At 54.8% G+C, this 16,147-nt stretch carries 17 protein-coding genes and 2 pseudogenes; 5 read left to right on the forward strand and 14 right to left on the reverse strand.

The window, feature by feature from the left end:
* Window positions 1-2: 2 nt before the first annotated feature.
* Complete coding sequence (locus K6V26_RS01610) at window positions 3-1,226, reverse strand: DUF6047 family protein (RefSeq protein ID WP_224264454.1); 1,224 nt, start codon at window positions 1,224-1,226, stop codon at window positions 3-5.
* A gap of 1 nt (window position 1,227) precedes the next feature.
* Complete coding sequence (locus K6V26_RS01615) at window positions 1,228-1,896, reverse strand: DUF6047 family protein (protein WP_224265794.1); 669 nt, start codon at window positions 1,894-1,896, stop codon at window positions 1,228-1,230.
* Between K6V26_RS01615 and K6V26_RS01620 the strand changes: the two genes are divergently transcribed.
* Window positions 1,777-2,382 (forward strand): hypothetical protein, encoded by a 606-nt coding sequence (locus K6V26_RS01620; protein WP_224265891.1) that lies wholly within the window; start codon window positions 1,777-1,779, stop codon window positions 2,380-2,382. The two genes, K6V26_RS01615 and K6V26_RS01620, sit on opposite strands and share 120 nt — an antisense overlap.
* 21 nt (window positions 2,383-2,403) lie before the next feature.
* On the opposite strand, the gene K6V26_RS01625 is transcribed toward K6V26_RS01620, so the two are convergent.
* From K6V26_RS01625 to K6V26_RS28765, 5 genes are all read right to left on the reverse strand, one after another.
* The gene (locus K6V26_RS01625; RefSeq protein WP_224264455.1) at window positions 2,404-3,342 is read right to left on the reverse strand and encodes a DUF6047 family protein; all 939 of its coding nucleotides are present in this window, start codon (window positions 3,340-3,342) and stop codon (window positions 2,404-2,406) included.
* 24 nt (window positions 3,343-3,366) lie between these two features.
* Window positions 3,367-4,431: a DUF6047 family protein gene (locus tag K6V26_RS01630; RefSeq protein WP_087340142.1), complete on the reverse strand. Its 1,065-nt coding sequence runs from the start codon at window positions 4,429-4,431 to the stop codon at window positions 3,367-3,369.
* Between the two features lie 2 nt (window positions 4,432-4,433).
* Window positions 4,434-5,609 carry a DUF6047 family protein gene (locus K6V26_RS01635; RefSeq protein ID WP_224264456.1) on the reverse strand — a complete coding sequence of 392 codons (1,176 nt, stop codon included), beginning with the start codon at window positions 5,607-5,609 and terminating at the stop codon, window positions 4,434-4,436.
* 6 nt (window positions 5,610-5,615) lie between these two features.
* Complete coding sequence (locus K6V26_RS01640; protein WP_224264457.1) at window positions 5,616-6,695, reverse strand: DUF4099 domain-containing protein; 1,080 nt, start codon at window positions 6,693-6,695, stop codon at window positions 5,616-5,618.
* Window positions 6,696-6,868: 173 nt separating this feature from the next.
* A complete protein-coding gene (locus tag K6V26_RS28765; RefSeq protein ID WP_449590403.1) occupies window positions 6,869-7,393 on the reverse strand; it encodes a hypothetical protein in 525 nt (174 codons plus the stop codon).
* Between K6V26_RS28765 and K6V26_RS01650 the strand changes: the two genes are divergently transcribed.
* The 4 genes from K6V26_RS01650 (at window position 7,386) to K6V26_RS01665 (ending at window position 9,542) form a co-directional block, all read left to right on the forward strand.
* Window positions 7,386-7,544: a hypothetical protein gene (locus tag K6V26_RS01650; RefSeq protein WP_165352357.1), complete on the forward strand. Its 159-nt coding sequence runs from the start codon at window positions 7,386-7,388 to the stop codon at window positions 7,542-7,544. The two genes, K6V26_RS28765 and K6V26_RS01650, sit on opposite strands and share 8 nt — an antisense overlap.
* 81 nt (window positions 7,545-7,625) lie before the next feature.
* The gene (locus K6V26_RS01655; RefSeq protein WP_224264459.1) at window positions 7,626-8,285 is read left to right on the forward strand and encodes a toprim domain-containing protein; all 660 of its coding nucleotides are present in this window, start codon (window positions 7,626-7,628) and stop codon (window positions 8,283-8,285) included.
* Window positions 8,282-8,578: a hypothetical protein gene (locus K6V26_RS01660; RefSeq protein WP_140396713.1), complete on the forward strand. Its 297-nt coding sequence runs from the start codon at window positions 8,282-8,284 to the stop codon at window positions 8,576-8,578. The genes K6V26_RS01655 and K6V26_RS01660 overlap by 4 nt, the downstream gene beginning before the upstream one ends.
* Before the next feature lie 298 nt (window positions 8,579-8,876).
* Entirely contained in the window at window positions 8,877-9,542 is a 666-nt protein-coding gene (locus K6V26_RS01665; protein WP_087339334.1) for a hypothetical protein, read from the forward strand.
* Between the two features lie 375 nt (window positions 9,543-9,917).
* On the opposite strand, the gene K6V26_RS01670 is transcribed toward K6V26_RS01665, so the two are convergent.
* The 7 genes and pseudogenes from K6V26_RS01670 to K6V26_RS01700 all read right to left on the reverse strand — a co-directional run bounded on the left by K6V26_RS01670 (window position 9,918) and on the right by K6V26_RS01700 (window position 16,015).
* Complete coding sequence (locus K6V26_RS01670; RefSeq protein ID WP_224264460.1) at window positions 9,918-10,079, reverse strand: hypothetical protein; 162 nt, start codon at window positions 10,077-10,079, stop codon at window positions 9,918-9,920.
* Window positions 10,080-10,820: pseudogene (locus K6V26_RS01675) on the reverse strand (DNA adenine methylase).
* A 67-nt stretch (window positions 10,821-10,887) separates the two neighbouring features.
* Window positions 10,888-12,897, reverse strand: a complete 2,010-nt coding sequence (gene mobC, locus K6V26_RS01680; protein WP_087339344.1) for a conjugal transfer protein MobC — start codon at window positions 12,895-12,897, stop codon at window positions 10,888-10,890.
* Window positions 12,898-12,954: 57 nt separating this feature from the next.
* A complete protein-coding gene (gene mobB, locus K6V26_RS01685) occupies window positions 12,955-14,184 on the reverse strand; it encodes a conjugal transfer protein MobB (RefSeq protein ID WP_185117675.1) in 1,230 nt (409 codons plus the stop codon).
* Window positions 14,169-14,570: pseudogene (gene mobA, locus K6V26_RS01690) on the reverse strand (conjugal transfer protein MobA); the annotation flags it as partial. The gene mobB and the pseudogene mobA, both read right to left, overlap by 16 nt.
* A gap of 192 nt (window positions 14,571-14,762) precedes the next feature.
* The gene (locus tag K6V26_RS01695; RefSeq protein ID WP_087339350.1) at window positions 14,763-15,392 is read right to left on the reverse strand and encodes an RteC domain-containing protein; all 630 of its coding nucleotides are present in this window, start codon (window positions 15,390-15,392) and stop codon (window positions 14,763-14,765) included.
* A gap of 224 nt (window positions 15,393-15,616) precedes the next feature.
* On the reverse strand, window positions 15,617-16,015 hold the full coding sequence (locus K6V26_RS01700; RefSeq protein ID WP_087339353.1) for a hypothetical protein: 399 nt from the start codon (window positions 16,013-16,015) through the stop codon (window positions 15,617-15,619).
* Window positions 16,016-16,147: the final 132 nt, after the last annotated feature.

Genomic DNA, 16,147 nt, shown 5'->3' on the forward strand with positions numbered 1-16,147 from the left:
GTTTATAATTTGGGTTTCACTTTTCGGGAGGCCGTACCCTTTTGTTTGCGAGCCGCCCCCTTTTTCTTCTCGCCGGTAGCCGGGGGGAGAGTCTTCTTTTCCGGGCTTTCCGCCATGCGACGTATCCTTTCCGCATACTTGTCGGCTTTCTGCTCCCGGGAGGGCATCTCCCTGCGGATTCCTTCCCTTTTCAGGAGGAATTCCGCAATGGCCCTGGACTTTTCCCGAAGGTCGTGTATCCTTTCCTCATAGGGGAAGTCCCGGTACAGCTCCCTTTTTCCCGCGAGCGTGCGGAGCTCTTTCTCGATACCGGCGAACTCTTTCCCGTAACGGAACGGCCCGTCCATATACAGGTGGGCGTATCCCTTCCGGGCGATATCCTGCAGGGTTATGATCTCACGGTTGCCTGCGGAGAGTGTCAGGGAGTTGGCCTTTACGAAACGCTCCAGGTTCTCCGCCGTGGGCGACATGTCGAAAGATACCGTCGGAAGATAGCCGGCAAGGAGCTCCAGCGGGGGCTGCGAGGCGGGGAAATCCCGCCCGTTGTCCCGAGACATTTCCAGCAGCTTCCGGGAGGCCGTCTCGATCCGGTAGATGGAAAGCGTTTTCAGCCCTTCCCATGCGGTGGAATAGAAACGGTCCGCCATGTCCTGCAGCATCCCGCGCATACGCTCCGGACCCTGCAGGCCGTCGTTGAATACCCTGACACCCCGTTCCGTCTTCACGAAAGTAAGGCGGAACAGGGCTTTCTTACCTTCCGAGGTCCTTTCCATGGCGGTCTCATAGGCCTCGTAGTTCCGGCAGCCGGACGAACGCTCCATCTCTTTGAGGGCGGTACGGTCTATCTCCCTCCCGTGCGCCCTCAGGTAGACGGCCCGTCTGAGCGGGACCGGGTTCCCTCCGGTTATCCCGCCGTACCCGGGGATGAGCTCCCATACTTTCCCCGGGTGTTCCTCCTGGAGCTCCTCCCTTGTCGGGAGCATTTTTTCCGGCACTCCTTCCAGGGCCAGCAGCAGGTTGTCCGGGACCGTCCCGTTTCCCTCCCTTATGGCTTTGTCGGCGGTATGCCCGATGAATTCCATGAAGGGATCCGTGCCCTGCGGCCTGTGTCGGACCACCATGAAGGAGTTTATCCGGTTGTCCGGACACAGTTCCAGATAGAGGTTTCCGTGTTTTTCCTCCCGGGGGCGTTTCCAAGACCTTATCAGTCGTTCCAGCCATGCCATGCTATATCCGTCTTTTAGGGGTTCCATCTGTTTTCCTCCATCGGTTTGTCTTCTTTTTACCGGCAGGCGGACCGGCTCTGTGCCCGGTTTCTTTTTCCGCCATGGAAGGCGCGTATCCCCGTACCTTGTATTCCGTTCTGAGGATTCTCTCCGCCATGTCCATGGAAGCCTGTCCGAGTGCCCGGTACATCACAATGTCGTTCCTTTCTAGGCAGGCCTGCCGGCGTTCATACAGGCTGCGGAATCCGGTCCGGTGGACGGATACCTTCTCCAGCTGTCCGGGATCCGACAGTCCCCTGGCACGGATTCCGGTCAGGGCGGCGATCTCGTTCGCCTCGTCCGTGGCATTCAGGCCGAAGGTCTTGACAAACCGCCTGAACGCCTCACCGTCCGCGTGCATGGGACAGCCGGCTGACGGATGGAGGCCGGCTACAAGGGAGTCCGGCTGGTAACGCGCCTTTTTGGGGACGAACTCACGCCGGCCCTGCGGGGTGAACATAAAGGCGCACCTTTTGGCCGCGTCCGATATGCCTTTATCGGATGTGCTGAAATGGTATACCTCCAGTTTTTCCAGCCCGTGGAGCTCGGGGGAAAAATACCGGTCCGCGTGGTACCGCAGGTAACCCTCCAGGCATTGCAGCCCCCGGACCGAGTCGTCGAACAGGAGCACTCCCTTGTCCGTGCGGACGGCGGAGAGGGTGCGCTCGGGCAGGGCATTCTCCCTTTTTTCGTGGTAGGCATGGTACGCTTCCAGTATTTTTCTGTTATCCGGGCTGTCCAACAACTGTTCCGTCTTTTTCAGTATGGCCCACATCCCTTCCGGCAGGCCGCCTCCTGTAGTCTCATGGATGAACGTGAGGCTGCGCAGGCCAATCGAGGGCAGGTCGCGGATGTTGCCTTCTCGGATATAGTCGTCCAGCAGTTCCGGAAGGCCGTCGTCCGTCCGTTCCGCCCCTGCAAGGCAGTATACGGACTCATTGGGGACATACGCCCCGCCCAGGGCCAGCTCCGCCTGCCGGAGCAGATAATCGCCGCATTCATAGTCACTGTGGCACACGGCATAGTCCGCCAGCCTGCCTTTTCTGTCCACATTGAAAAGGACGAGCGGTCCGCTCTGTTTCAAATCGGTTTCTTTTTCCATATCGTGATATTTTAGATTTCTTTATATCCCGGCAGGTTATGATATTTTCCTACCGGTGGATTTACGGGGAGTCTTTCGCTTCTCCGGTATTTTTTCTTGCGGACTGACAGGATGCGGGATACCGTCCTTTACCCGGTAGGTCCTGGTAGGGAACGGTTCACCGGACACCAGCAGTTTGTTCCGTGTAAAGTCCGCCATGCAGTACAGCAGGTGCCGGGAGGCTGGGCGGTCATTCTCCGGCAGGTACAGGGCGTTCCCTTTGGCCAGTATCCCGAGTTGCGCCTTGTCCAGCACCCTGTTTCCCACAAGAAGGGAGGTGTCGGGGGCATTGAGGTATTTCTCCAACGACCGGTGGCCCCTTACGTCGAAGTCCCGGTGAAGGATATCCTCCGCCGCTTTTCTTATTTTGAGGGAAAGTTCCTTGAAGGCTTGCACGTCGAACAGGCCGGCGGATTTGACCTGGGTCACCTTTTCAAGCTGTTCGGCCAGGGGCAGCAGCTCCCGGTAATAGGTGAACGGTTTGTCATGGATGTTCATATAACCGTGTTCCCTGATGGAGAGCAGGCGGTAGATATCCTCGTTCTCCGGCTTTCGGGATAGTTCGAGCCCCATATATCCCCTCACTTGGGAGAACAGCCCGGAATACCCCTCGGATGTCGGACTCATGGGGACGTAGAGTTTCGGTTCGAGGCGGTTGATGAATTCTGCCGGGAGGAGGTCGGAGGAAACGTACCCGCCCAGTAAAAGTCCCCTGCGGCAGCTGCTGTTGATATGGGAGGCCAGCTCCTTCCGGAAACCGGAATACTCATAAATTTCCAGGGGGCCGTCATGGGCATGGGGATCGAAGAAATGGTCGGCGGTATACTGGAGATAGCTTTCAAGGCCTTCCTTTCCGGTATTGCTGTCGGAAAACAGCAGATAACCGGACTCCCGCCGCACCACTTTCAAAGGTGTTGTCTTGTTTTTCTTTTCCATACTGTCTTTCTTGATTTTACAATTTTACATCTTATGACGGGGACCCGTCTTCTTTTTTGTACTTCTCAGAGAAGCGGAGGACCTCTTTTCCGTATCCCGTTTGACCCCGACGGTTTCACGGTCTCCGGGCGGGCGGCTGCCAAAGACGATGCGGTCAGTATTCCTATCCACCCATGCATACGCGTGAGCGGGGCCGGTTCCGGTTTTGCATGGCAGGTACAACCCGAGGTCGGCTTTAAGAATGCTCCGCTGGGGAGCGGACAGCCGTACTCCTTCCACGCTGACCTCGGGGGCGGGATCATCCAGTATCCTTCCTGCCGTGCGGTGTCCGCGGACATCATAGGCGGAGTCCAGCAGTCTTTGCAGCTGCTGCCTGGTCTCACGGATCTCATCCCTTTCGTGAGGAGCCGTTTCCGGCATGTACCGAAGTGTTTCCAGACGCCTGTCGTAACGTTCCAAGGCTTCCAGAGTGTCGGTGATATTTCCGTTACGATGGCTGACCGAGCAACCGGCATTGTGGCAGAAGCTGCGGAAATCCTCCGCTGTCGGTCTCATCCCGTTCCGGTAACGGACATCCAGCCGGAAATCCTCCGGTTTTCGCACGTAGGGATATGCCGCAAGGGGCATTTTCTCCGGATTGACCGAAGAGAGAGCAGGAAGTACGCCTTCCGCCTCATAGACGCATACCGGTCCCAGGTCGAATGACGGCTCGAAATAGCTGTCGGCCATTTCCTGAAGGAATTCCCGAAGGCTCCTCTTGCCTTCTTCCGTATGGGTGAAGAAGAGGAATCCCCGGGATGTCTCTACAGCCGTATAGGCCAGGGAAGGGATATTGTTCCGTTTTTCCGGTTTTTCCTCGGGGCTGACCCTCCAGGGGAAGCACCTCATGATGCCTTCGGGACAGCACCTTGATATTTCCGGCTGTCTCATGGATGCCTCGTCCAGTTTGATGACTATGTGAAAGTCCGTCTCGTTCCGGCCTGTCTCGCAAAGGGCGGTGACGGTTCCTCTGTACGGATAGCTTTCAGGGGATTCGGGATCATCCCCGACAATCCGCATTCCAATTTTGACTTGCTCTTTTCTGATCATGGCTATATTTTAGGTTTGTTCTTTTGGGCCTTTCCGGGCTTGTTCTCCTTTTGCCGGTCTGAAGTACCGTACCCCCGTACCCGAAAATCCGTTCTCAGGATATGATCCGACTTTGCCCGCATTTCGTCCAGTATTTTTTCCATGTTGTCCCCTTTGGAGAGACCGTTTACGCAATCATCCATCCTCCTGACGAATTCCTTGAACTGGAAATGGTAGGCGAAAGCCGGATCGAGGATGATGTTCCTGTCGAAGTGCTTCTGCAAGGTGAGCAGACGGAAGATATCCCTGTTGTTTCCTTCCGGCCGGCAGCCGGAGAAGTCCTCCAAGCGGCGGTATTCCGTATCGGAAGGATCCATGTCCGTGGCGAACTCCAAAACCCATCCTTTCTTTTCCGACGCTCCGATACCGGCGTATGCGTCGAAAAGGTCGAACGTGTATCTGTTTGTTCCCGACTCTTTCCGGCAGGAGATGTCGGTGAGTCCGTATAACTTGTCGGAAGGTGAATCCACGCGGTATTGCCTGATGGGACCGGAAGGCGCATGCATCGAAAAATAGTTATCCAGCAGAAACTTATAGAAGTTTTCAGTCCCTTTCCTTCCGATCTCGCCGCCGCTGAACACCAGTACACCTTTGGGAGTCTCGATGACGCGTAGGGGCAGCTTGTGTCGGGGGATGTATTTATATCTTGCGGCCAGTTCGTCCTGCCGCCGGCGGAACTCCACGAGCCGGTCGACCTGTCCGGCATTAAGGCGAAGAACACCGCCCGGCTCCACCGACAGCCCTTCGGAGCGTATGAAGACCATGTCGCGCAGGTTGACACTTACCACCGGCTTCAGCCCGTTCTTTTTGATATGGGGCAGCAGCATGCCGGTGATATACTCTTTGACGGGGGTATCCCGATAAAAGGGAGGAAGGTCGGACATACGGGGGAAGCGGTAGACCTCCATACGGGTGTCAGGGATGAAGGCTGATATCCGGGCGGTCTCCACCCCGACATGCAGGAGGCTGAGAAACTGGTAGGTCATGCCCTTCTGATCCGGATTGACAGGATAAAGCTGGTAGGAGGAGTCGGCATGGGGCTTGTCCCTGCCCGTCTCGTAACAGACCAGGAGGCCGCCTGTGCCGTCCTCCTGGGAAAGCTCTTCCAGCCGTTTTATGTTTTCATTTACGGATGTCATGGCCGGTTACATTTTGGGGGTTATGGATTGTCTGGTCCGTCTGGCCGGTTTCCCGGCTGTCTCCTTAAGGCCGGCCGTCTGTTCCTGCCCCTGTTTTTTCTCCGGCTTGAGGGTACTGCGTTCCCACAGGAATTCCGTGCCGCGCTCGGCCGCGCTCATCTGGATGGAGGTCCGGTACACCTTCCCGTTCGAGGACTTGAACTCGATGGGCACCTCTTTTCCTGCGGCGTAATCGGCATATTCCTTGTCGCTCAGCACATAATCCTTGATCTTGCGCGGGCAGCGTGCCTGGTCTGCCGGGAGGAAAAACATCTCGTTGGTCACCGGGTCCTTGGACAGGTAGCAGGGCTTTATTTCCTTGGTGCGGTAGTCCGTGACCAGGTTGACAATCCGGCCTGCGTTGCCGGTACGGTTCAACGCCTCCAGCACGTCCTCCTCCAATTTGTATCCCCGGTATTCCTGCCCGATTTTCGGTGCCTGGCGGATGAAGTGCAGGTCGAACTTGACCGCCCCGTTCTCGTCGCGGAAGAGCGAGAGCTTGGCATCCCCCTTCTGGCGTCCCAGCTCGGTGTTCATGGAGATGTCATAGGCTATGCCGGACTGCCTGCCCTGCAGCAGCTTTTCCATGTCGCCCGTCTGTCTGAGCACCTCCGGGGTAAGCCCGTAACGCTCGGCCTGCTCCCAGTTGATCTCCCGCTCATTGAAGAAATGGTTGTTGTAGATGCGGTTGTTTTTGGAAAGCTCGCGGCGGACGGCCTCATTCTCGGGACGTTGGGCCTCCTCGATCTTTTTGGCGGCCTGTTCCACCGGGGTATTTTCTTCCATCCGGTAAAGAGAGAAACGTGTGGGGTTGTTGTACTGGTAGAGGAAGTTCTTCCCGAAGTTGGTGAAGAAATTCCCGAAGCGGTCCACGCGGATGAACTGTCCCTTGTTTTGCTCGTTGGCCTCGAGCGTCTCCAGCTCACCGTTTGCCGCGATGCCCTTGACGCCTTTCGCCTTCTGTTCCTTCTTGTCGTAAGCCATCAGGTAACCCTGTTCCTGAGTGGCGTTTTCGCTGCCTTGCGCAGCGGGATTTACTTCTTGCATGACTGTTAAATTTAAAGGTGAATGAATCATTTCGGGAGGTAAAATTAGTATCTTTGCCATTAAATAAATTGATTATGAGAAAGTTGTCATTAATAGTCATGTTTTGTCACCTTTTGTCACTTTCCGCCTGCCTGGAGGATGGAGGAAGAGGGGCGGAAAGCGGCGGGGAAATGTTAAACGGACGTGTCCGGGGACCGGGGAAATGAACGGAAGAATGAGGGCTGCGGCGGACGGTCGCCATCCTGTCGGATTATCCGGTCCTGTTCCCTCTTGACGGCAGGCGTACCCGCTACCGGATGTCCTCCGGGTTCGGAAGCAGGATGCATCCCGTAAAAGGGCGGAGGATATTCCACAAGGGGGTGGACCTGGCGGCCCCGTATGGCGAGCCGGTATATTCGGCAGGAAACGGCCGGGTGATCTCCGCCGACTACAGCCCGGGTTACGGCTGGTTCGTCCGCATCCGCCATAAGGGCGGATACTCCACCCTGTACGCGCACATGAGCCGGATCCTTGTAAAGAAAGGCGAAACGGTACGTATCGGACAGCGCATCGGAAAGGTCGGAAGCACGGGGACGTCCACCGGCAACCACCTGCATTTCGAACTGCAAAAAAACGGCCGGCTGCTGGACCCGGTGGAATGGTTCGGCGGGCGGTTCTAAATTCTTACCATCATCAATCATACGACGAGTCATGAACATTGAAGAAGCGAAAAGGATTCCGCTGGAGGATTACCTCAGGCGGATGGGATTCTCCCCCGTAAAGGAACAGGGGGACAGTTTGTGGTACCGCTCGCCTTTCAGACAGGAGCGTACCCCCTCATTCAAGGTCAGCCTTTCCAGAAACCTGTGACATGATTTTGGCGAGGGGACGGGAGGCAGCATCATCGACCTGGCGCAAAGGCTGTACGGAACGCGTGACATATCCTCCGTATTGAAGGGCATAGAGGGATACTTCCCCGTGTTCACGCCCGCTCAGACACCCCGGAAAGCGGCCGCCACACCTGCAGCATTCGAGGAGCTACGCGTCTCGCCGCTCCGCAATACGGTGCTGCTGGACTACCTGGCAAAGAGGGGGATTCCTTCCGGTATCGCCACGAGGGAGTGCGTGGAGGTGCATTACCGCACGCGCGGCAAATGGTATTTCGGGATCGGGTTCAGGAACCGGAAGGACGGACTGGAGATACGCAACCCTTATTTCAAGGGTTCGACCTCCCCAAAGGACATCACGCATCTGAGGCATGGATCCGGGGGGAACGGAAGGACGACGGTCCTGGTGTTTGAGGGCTTCATGGACTATCTCTCGTACCTTACGCTCAAACAGGGAAAGCCGGTGCCGGACTGCGTGATACTCAATTCGGTCGGCAATCTGCAGGGGGCGTTGGACGTACTGAAATATTACGGGCATGTCTGCTGTTTCCTGGACAATGATGACGCAGGCCGGAAGACAACGGAGGAGATCAGAAGGCAGTGCGGGAGCGTGATGGACAAGGCGGTACATTACCTGCCCCACAAGGATCTGAACGAGTTCCTCCAGCACCGCCTGAAAAAGACGGAGGAGCCATGTGCGGAACTGAAACAGGGAAGCAGGTGAAAGATAAAACAGTAACCGGTCCTACGATGGGACTGACATGTAACAAGAGAGAGCCAAAAGTCCGGCCCTCCCTTTCATTTTACCAATGCAGTGCCAATTTTGCAGCCGGAATGAAAGGCTCAATTATCATTCACATCTGCAAAAAAGAAGGATTTCCTTTGTTATCCGCACTTATCACACCCATTGGTTTTATTGTTTTCAAACATCCTGACTTGCCTGTCATTATTGATCCGGCATTGGTTACAGCAGGGGTGCTTGTCATTCATATTCTTCCAGATTCGGTTTCTCATTAAAATTGATAAAAAAGCTGAAAAGGGATATGGCGGAGGAAACTTATGCATTATTAAAAAATCCGTACGATTGGAATCATCCGGTAGACCCCGTACGGAAGGACGGGGAAAGAGTCCGATAAGGCTCCATGCCGGGTCGAAGGAGATATGGGCCGTACCTGGTTTCTGAAAAATCACGGGAAGATTGCATGAGCGGTTCTCCTATGACTTTTTAGGGAATTCATTTGACCGATCGGGATAAAATAGCTATATTTCCATTGCAAAGCGGTTTGATTTATAGAAATTTGTAAACAATAAATATATGAAGACGAATGAGAACTGGGCCGAAATCGTGGATACGCTCCACCCGTACCTCGATGGAAGTAGGGAGAAAGAAAGGTATCTGAAAGATATAGGGAACTGTCTACGGTTTCTCGGATGGAGAAAGACCAACGGAACGATGGTGTCATGCCCGCCGGAAGACAGGAGTTCCGGAAAACCGGACATCGTGCTTTTGAAGCGGGGAGAGGATGCCGGATTGCAGGCATTTCCCGTCATGACGGAATCCCCTGGAGAGATGGTGTATGTCATGGGGCTGTATATAGGGAACAACATCCGGCTTTATTATAATGCTCCCGGAGAAAAAGGCACGCCAGCCTGCGTACTGACGACGGAAATCAGGGTGGACGATGCCAACGGGCCGTTTCTCTGCGACCTGCTGTCTTTCAAAGGATTCAACCTGAAGAGCATGGAGAACTTCTGTCTGAGGCGCTACAATCTGATACGTACCGGCGGAAGTTTCCTACAATGGACGGAGGATTTTCTTTCCGGAAGTACCGGAACGGGAAATGTCATCGGTCTGCTCAGGGAAAAATTCATGGCCGAAGGGTTCGAGGAATCCCTTGTCCGGGAGGAGCTGGACAAGCTCGGGCTCAGGGTGAGCTATAAAAAGGGGCATGCCGCGATCACCCTTCGCTATCCGGAATGAAACTGCTTCCGGCGGCAGCCCGTAGCGGTATTCCGCTCCTGCTGCAAATCCCGGTACGGCATCGTTGACAGCGGGTACACGTACCGATTATGCCTTCGGTCTTTCGGAGCCGCGCCATTGCCTGCATAAGGGTTCATGCGGTTTCTGTAAAAGGGCACGCCCGTAAAAACTCCCGTGCCGTTTTACGGACTCGCCGCCCGGCGGTATCTCCTCCACTCCAAACCTTTCCGGCGGAAGTGTGCTGGTATTTACATCAGACCTTGATAATTTTAGACTGCAAGTAACAACAAAGGACTACCCGATTTGGGGTAGTCCTTTGTTTATAGTACGGATATCGGATATGTTTCCGGCGTTTATCCCATATCCCAATTCTTATTAATAATTTCTTATCAGCAGCTCGTTGACCGATTTCCGCTTCTCGGCAATGGAGCAGACCGAGCGGAAGATGCTCAGCCGCTGGATATGGAAGCCGTCGTATAAATCATCGAAGAAGGTATTAGTCGGATCCTTCTCGCGCGGATCCGAGTTGGAGAGCATTCATTTGCTGCCGGCATCCCCCAGATCCCTGCAAAACTCGGCCAGGCGGATCTGGTCGTTGTCGTCAAAGTCGTCCGGCATGTAGGAGGTGCATCCACCCGACTCGTTGACCGGCTTGTAGGGAGGATCAAAGTAGAAGAAGGTCTTCTCACTGGCGTATTGTCCGGTCTGGCGGTAGTCCCCGTCCAAGATGACGACTCCCTGCAGCAGTTTATGGTTCAAGCGGAGCAGGTCCTCTTCCAGTATTTTTGCGCGGTTGCCTGCACCGAACGTCACGGAGAGCTTGCCGCTGCGGTTTACCGAATAGATGCCATTGTAGCAGGTGCGCATGAAGAAGATGAACAACGCCGCGCGAGTGACATTGTCCGGGTCGCCCTCGTTGAAGAATGTGCGTTTCTCCATGAAGTACGCCCTTCTGTCCGCGTGCTCCGCCAGGGCATGGTATTCTCTCTGGATGCCCTCCAGCGCCTTGATCAGCTCCTCGGGGGAATTCTGGATGACACGGTACACGTTTACCAGGCTCTCGTTGGAGTCGTTGATCACGCAGCGGATACTGGGATGGGCCTGTCTTAGTCAGAAGAACAGCGCGCCGCCGCCCACGAAAGGTTCCACATACGTTTCCATCTTTTCGAAATCTGCCGGCAGGGATTCGATGAGTACCGGCAGCAGTCTTCTCTTTCCGCCCACCCACGGGAAACAGGGTTTTTCCTGAAGGGCGATGTTTTTCTTTTTCTCGGTCATAAAACTAAAATTAAATGGTTATTGAATAGTGGATTGCCCTCAGGCAATCCTGTTTTATATCAGTCTGTTATTCCCCGTCCGTCTCCAGCAGGTGGCTCAGCTTCGGATCGTTTTCTATGCGCAGGAGCTCGCGCCGGATGATGTCGCCCACCTCTTCCTTGATGCGGTAGTAATTGCGTTCTATTTCTTCCTGCATATGGTCCTTGCCGTCTTCTCCCGTGAAGTCCGTGATGACGGGTATCGGTTTGTACGCCTTCGTCTCGGCTTCCACCCTCACGCTATCCACCACGATTCGGGCATGGAATATTTTCTGCCTGATGGTCTCTCCAAAATTGTCGCATACGCTTCCCACGAACATCCCCTGTGAGAGGTTGGATATCTTGGAGGCAGGTATCAAGGAATCCAGCTGAGTGCTAATGTTGGTGGAAGTGTCCTCTTTCGTCATATTGACGGACTTGCGCTGCTGGAGCACCTTGCCGAAGCGTTCCGAGAGGTTTTTCGCCGTTTCCCCGACCACCTGTCCGGAAAAGATGTTGCCGATGGTGTTCTGGATCACGCGCGCTTCCTTTTCTCCGTAGTCGCGTACCAACTGGCTGAAGTCCTGCGCTCCCAGGCAGACCGCCACCTTGTTGCTCCGCGCCGTGGCGATCAGCGTGTCGAGCCCCCGGAAATAGATGGTCGGCACCTCGTCCACCAGGATGGAGCTCTTCAATTTTCCCTTCCGGTTGACCAGCTTGACGATGCGGGCGTTGTAAAGTCCCAGGGCCGCCGAATAGATGTTCTGCCGGTCGGGGTTGTTACCCACGCACAGCACCTTGGGCTGCTCCGGGTTGTTGATGTCCAGCGTGAAATCATCCCCGCTCATGATCCAGTAGAGCGAGGGGCTGATCATACGCGAGAGCGGTATCTTCGCGCTCGCTATCTGGCCCTGGAGCTGCTCCATCGCCCCGCCTTTCCAGGCGTCCATGAAGGGTGAGAGGTAGTTCTCAAGCTCACGGTACGAGGTCAGGATGGTGAACACGTCCGAGTAGGGCTTGTTCAGCAGCTCGATGGCATGGGGGAAGGTGCAGTATCTCCCGTTCTCAAAAATTTTGAGATACCATATGATGGCTGCCAGCAGGATGATCGGGGATTCCACGAAGAAATCACCCTGTTTCTGTATCCAACTTTTATTCAGGTTCAGCATAATCACATACGCCGATTCGTAAGCGTCCGCTATATCCGACATGAAGGCCGGATTGATCGGATTGCAGCGGTGGCTGCGGCGCGGGTCGTCGAAATTGATAACGTAGAACTGCACGTTGCCGTCGTACTTGTCCCTGTTCTTAAGCAGCTGGTTGTAAGCGATGGTGCTCAGGTCCGGATACTTGAAATCATAAATGTAACAGGCAAAGCCTTTGGCAATCTGCTGGCGTATGTAATTGTTGATGACGGCGTAGCTCTTGCCCGAGCCCGGCGTGCCCAGCACGAGGGTTGCCCGAAACGGGTTCACCACGTTGATCCAGCCGTCGTGCCATTTCCTGTTGTAGTGGAAACGGGTAGGAAGGTTCACCGAATACTCGTTCGTCATCAACCTTGTCTCCTGCATGAAGGACTCGTTCTCCTCGTTGAACACGTCATCCATCAGCTGGCTTCCTAAAAGGCGGCCGGCCCACATGCCGGCGGTCAGGAGGCAGATGTAGCCCGCGGTGACGGCAGAGACGTACAGCAGCGTGACAAGCCGGATGTCCCACGGGGAAGTGAGTAGCAGCTCGCTTGAGAAGTAGAACGACAGCCCGAAAATGAGAATACAGCCGATGCGTCGGCGGGACATCTCCAGCTCCCTGCGTCCCCTGGCCCCCATCGCGGAGAAAAAGAGGAACATCAGGCAGAAGGACTTGGTCACCAGCGAATGGGTGAACAGCCCCGTATCCCGTTGCAGGTTCAGAAGGATCCTGTCCACCATGCCGTTGGTACATCCCAGGCGGTGGAAAAACGGATAGCAGAAATAATAGACGTTCATCACAAGGAACAGGATGCTGACCGCCCGCATGAAGTCGGTGGTCTTGCCAAGTCCCCTGGCATCTTCTTGTGACATGTTTTACTTGTTTTACAGGTGATACTTTGCTTATGTCTTATCTTTTTGGAAACCCTTTTAGCCGATATGCGGGCCGCGGCGTTTCCGTTTCTTTTTTCTTTTTCCGTAGATACCTTCTGCGGTTTCCCTATCCGGATAAGGACGGGATTCTGTAGAGAGGATATCCAGCAGCCCTTCCGCAAATCCGGTTTCCCCTCTTGCCCTTTCCTCTTTCAAGGCGGTATCTTCATGGGGGATTGCCATGGGAAGCGGCGCGTCGTACAGCCTGCTTAGGACGGAGGCGGAGAACTCCCTGCCAAGGGCTGAGCCCTTGAAGACCGTTTTTGATCCGTGGTCGATGTAGGTCACCCCGTAAATCACGCCTTGTTCGTTTTCCCAAAGTATGGGGACGACGCCTCTTCCGGCCAGGAGCCGGAGGAATCCCTGCCGGGTGTCCTGACGCAGGGCTTCCCGGATAGCCTCCTTTGTGCTTTCCGGTACGGGATGCTTCTTCATCCACGTCTTGCTTCGAGCACATTTCTTTTTCAGGGCCTCGTAACCGACGCTCCTTCCGATGTCGCTGGACTTGATGCCCACTCCGCAGCGTCTGCCTTTTTCGTCAAGTGCCGCATAGACCAGCCCGTGGCATGTCCTTCCGTCGACGCTCTTGCGTACTTCCTCCACCGTCACGTTGAAGAGTCCGAGCAGGGCCTTAAATTCCTTGAATGAGCGGAAGCGGTAACCCTGCAGGGCAGGTTTGACCACGTTTGCAATTTGGTGTTTCAGGTCACCTTTGCGGTACTCCACCGCTGTCATGGCGCCGGAGATCTTACGTTCTTCTTTCATTGACGGGGCCAGTCTGTATTTCTGTTCCAGCTCCCGGCAGATTTTCATGGAACGTTCCCACTCCTTGTAATCCCTTATCTTCCTGCCCTGCTCGTCTATACGTAAGGAGACGATATGGATATGGGGACGCGCATTGTCTTCGTGCCGGAAAATGATGTAAGGCTGGTCACCGTAACCCAGTTTCTCCATGTATTCCCGCCCGATGGCCTCCAGTTGTCCGTCGGAGAGCCTGTCGTCGGGATGGGGGTTGAGCGAGAGGTGGATCACCGGCTTTTCCGTCCGGCGGTTGGCTGCAAGGTAGGCCTCGAAACTGCGCATGCACTCCGGGATGCCGGTCGTGCCGTCGGGACGCTCCATGATACGGTTCCATGCCAGTGTCCGGGCCTTGCCCTTGTCCACTTTCTCCTGGTTGTAATAAAGCGCCCCGTAGACGGACACCCCGGATGTTATCTTTGCAACCATCGCTCAAATTCTTTAGTGAGACGGATAATCTCTTTGTTCAGCGAGATGTACTCCACGGTCAGCTGTTCCAGCTTGTAAAGCAGGGCGAGGGCTTTCTTTTCGGTCAGTTCCCCGCTGTGGACGGCCTTGGCCACCTGGTTGTAGTTCACTCCCACGCGGCGATAGTCGCTCTGCAGGTTCGTTAGCCGGATGTAGAAGTCCGTGGCGGCCTTGTCGATCTTCACCACCTTCAGCGGTCTGCCAAAAATGGCCGAGAGGATGAACTGGGACCTGGTCTTCGCACCGGAGTTCGCGTAGAGCCTCTCGAATTCGATGTTCTGCCTTTCGTCCAGGCGGAACCCGTAATAATAGGAATGAAGTTCGGATTCATCCTTCGGCTTGCGCCCGCCTCTTCAGGGCTGGGAGGAGACATCCTGCGGTTTCTGTGTCTGCTTGATTCTTGCCATATTGCTTCTGTTTCTTTATGGTTATCTTTTCGGGAGCAAAATAAGTGAGAATTCCGCTATGCGCCAAACGGCGCGAGGTGACTATCCCTGACAGGAGATGACTTTTACTGACAGGGATGTTTCCCCGCCGGTTCAATGCCGGTCGATCCCGCAGTTCACGATGTTTTTCTCGTAGGTTTCCCGGAGTTTGGGAAGCAGGACGGAAAGGTTCTTCTTTCTACGGGCAAGGTCGGCACGAAGGTCGTAGGGCTTGGGCAGGGTGACATTGAAAAGGGTTTCGAATGCCGCGACCAGGGCGGCGAAGGACTGGCGGTTTCCTTTCCCGTCCGTCACCAGGCCGGAATAATCCAGCGAGGAGACAAGTTCCATCAGATTTGCCTGGGAGCCTTTCCAGTGGAGGGCGGGACGATTCCTTGCCTTTTCGTCGGCAGGTGACGGTGTAGTATGGATTCCGGGATGGTCCGCCATGAAATGGAGTAGGTCCGTCTCCATTCTGACAAGGGCGGCGGCTTTTGTCAAGTAGATGTCTGCCAGGCCCTCAAGGACGGGATATGCCCTGTGCCGGTAGGTTTCCAGCTCCAGTTCCAGACGGTGCAGCTGCCTTAGCTTCATGATGATGGGCTGCCCACCGTCGGTTATCGATTGCAGGCGGTTCATGAATTCTGTATAGGCGGATGACAATTCTACTTCTGTAAGCTCTTTCTTTTCCCGGACGGCTTTCGCAAAGCAACCGAGAAGACGGTCTGCCATTGATGTTTCCATAAGATTCCAATTTAAGTTTTACGTTCAATGACAAGGGAAACGAATGCCGTACCAGCGGACGGATTTTATCAGGGGAATATTATAAAAGGCAGGCAATCAATGTAGTGGAAGACGGATTAGGATTGAGGGTGTAAATGAAAAGTGTACACCCGCCTTACAAAATTGTAAGGGAAGCGTACACTTTCTGTAAGCCCCTTTGACTGCCGGCTGTCAGCCGGGGAATGTCATATGGGAAACCGCTCCTGGAGGAACGAACTGATTTCATCCGTATTCCGCAGCTCTCTCAGCGGGGAGGCCCGTCTCGCGTTTTCGTTCAGGTATTGGATGAACACTCTGCCGGTGGAAGGATTGGGAAGGGATATGAAGGCGAATTCCCTTCCCTTGCATAGCAGATGGAAGCAGGTGTCCCGGGAGAGCACCCTGTACCGGATGTCTTGTCCGGTTTTCCGCCCCAACTCCCTTACAACCGGTTCCAGCAGCCTCGTTTCGATAATCTTCCGGATGTCGTTTGACGGCGGGGACAGGCGCATGGCCTGGGCAAGGCCTGTCTGCCACATGCGTTTTCGACGTTCAAAATCGCAGATATCAAGGCTGAGTTTGCCGCATAGAGGTAGGATATTCATGGCTTATAATATATTTATTTGGTAAATGATTTATAATAAACGCTTTATATTCTATCCGTCTGTTGCAAACATAAGCGGAATCTGCTTTGAAGGCAAGACAAGGAAAGTTAACTCCTGGGGGAGTCGGTTTTC

This window comes from Parabacteroides goldsteinii (assembly GCF_020091425.1).
GTDB lineage: Bacteria > Bacteroidota > Bacteroidia > Bacteroidales > Tannerellaceae > Parabacteroides > Parabacteroides goldsteinii.

What these genes read in the sequence shown, in the direction of transcription:
- K6V26_RS01610 (WP_224264454.1), bottom strand. Translation starts at nt 1,226, where the DNA reads ATGGCATGGCTGGAACGACTGATAAGGTCTTGGAAACGCCCCCGGGAG.
- K6V26_RS01620 (WP_224265891.1), top strand. Translation starts at nt 1,777, where the DNA reads ATGGTATACCTCCAGTTTTTCCAGCCCGTGGAGCTCGGGGGAAAAATA.
- K6V26_RS01625 (WP_224264455.1), bottom strand. Translation starts at nt 3,342, where the DNA reads ATGGAAAAGAAAAACAAGACAACACCTTTGAAAGTGGTGCGGCGGGAG.
- K6V26_RS01630 (WP_087340142.1), bottom strand. Translation starts at nt 4,431, where the DNA reads ATGATCAGAAAAGAGCAAGTCAAAATTGGAATGCGGATTGTCGGGGAT.
- K6V26_RS01635 (WP_224264456.1), bottom strand. Translation starts at nt 5,609, where the DNA reads ATGACATCCGTAAATGAAAACATAAAACGGCTGGAAGAGCTTTCCCAG.
- K6V26_RS01640 (WP_224264457.1), bottom strand. Translation starts at nt 6,695, where the DNA reads ATGCAAGAAGTAAATCCCGCTGCGCAAGGCAGCGAAAACGCCACTCAG.
- K6V26_RS01650 (WP_165352357.1), top strand. Translation starts at nt 7,386, where the DNA reads ATGAACATTGAAGAAGCGAAAAGGATTCCGCTGGAGGATTACCTCAGG.
- K6V26_RS28765 (WP_449590403.1), bottom strand. Translation starts at nt 7,393, where the DNA reads ATGTTCATGACTCGTCGTATGATTGATGATGGTAAGAATTTAGAACCG.
- K6V26_RS01665 (WP_087339334.1), top strand. Translation starts at nt 8,877, where the DNA reads ATGAAGACGAATGAGAACTGGGCCGAAATCGTGGATACGCTCCACCCG.
- K6V26_RS01670 (WP_224264460.1), bottom strand. Translation starts at nt 10,079, where the DNA reads ATGCTCTCCAACTCGGATCCGCGCGAGAAGGATCCGACTAATACCTTC.
- mobC (WP_087339344.1), bottom strand. Translation starts at nt 12,897, where the DNA reads ATGTCACAAGAAGATGCCAGGGGACTTGGCAAGACCACCGACTTCATG.
- mobB (WP_185117675.1), bottom strand. Translation starts at nt 14,184, where the DNA reads ATGGTTGCAAAGATAACATCCGGGGTGTCCGTCTACGGGGCGCTTTAT.
- K6V26_RS01695 (WP_087339350.1), bottom strand. Translation starts at nt 15,392, where the DNA reads ATGGAAACATCAATGGCAGACCGTCTTCTCGGTTGCTTTGCGAAAGCC.
- K6V26_RS01700 (WP_087339353.1), bottom strand. Translation starts at nt 16,015, where the DNA reads ATGAATATCCTACCTCTATGCGGCAAACTCAGCCTTGATATCTGCGAT.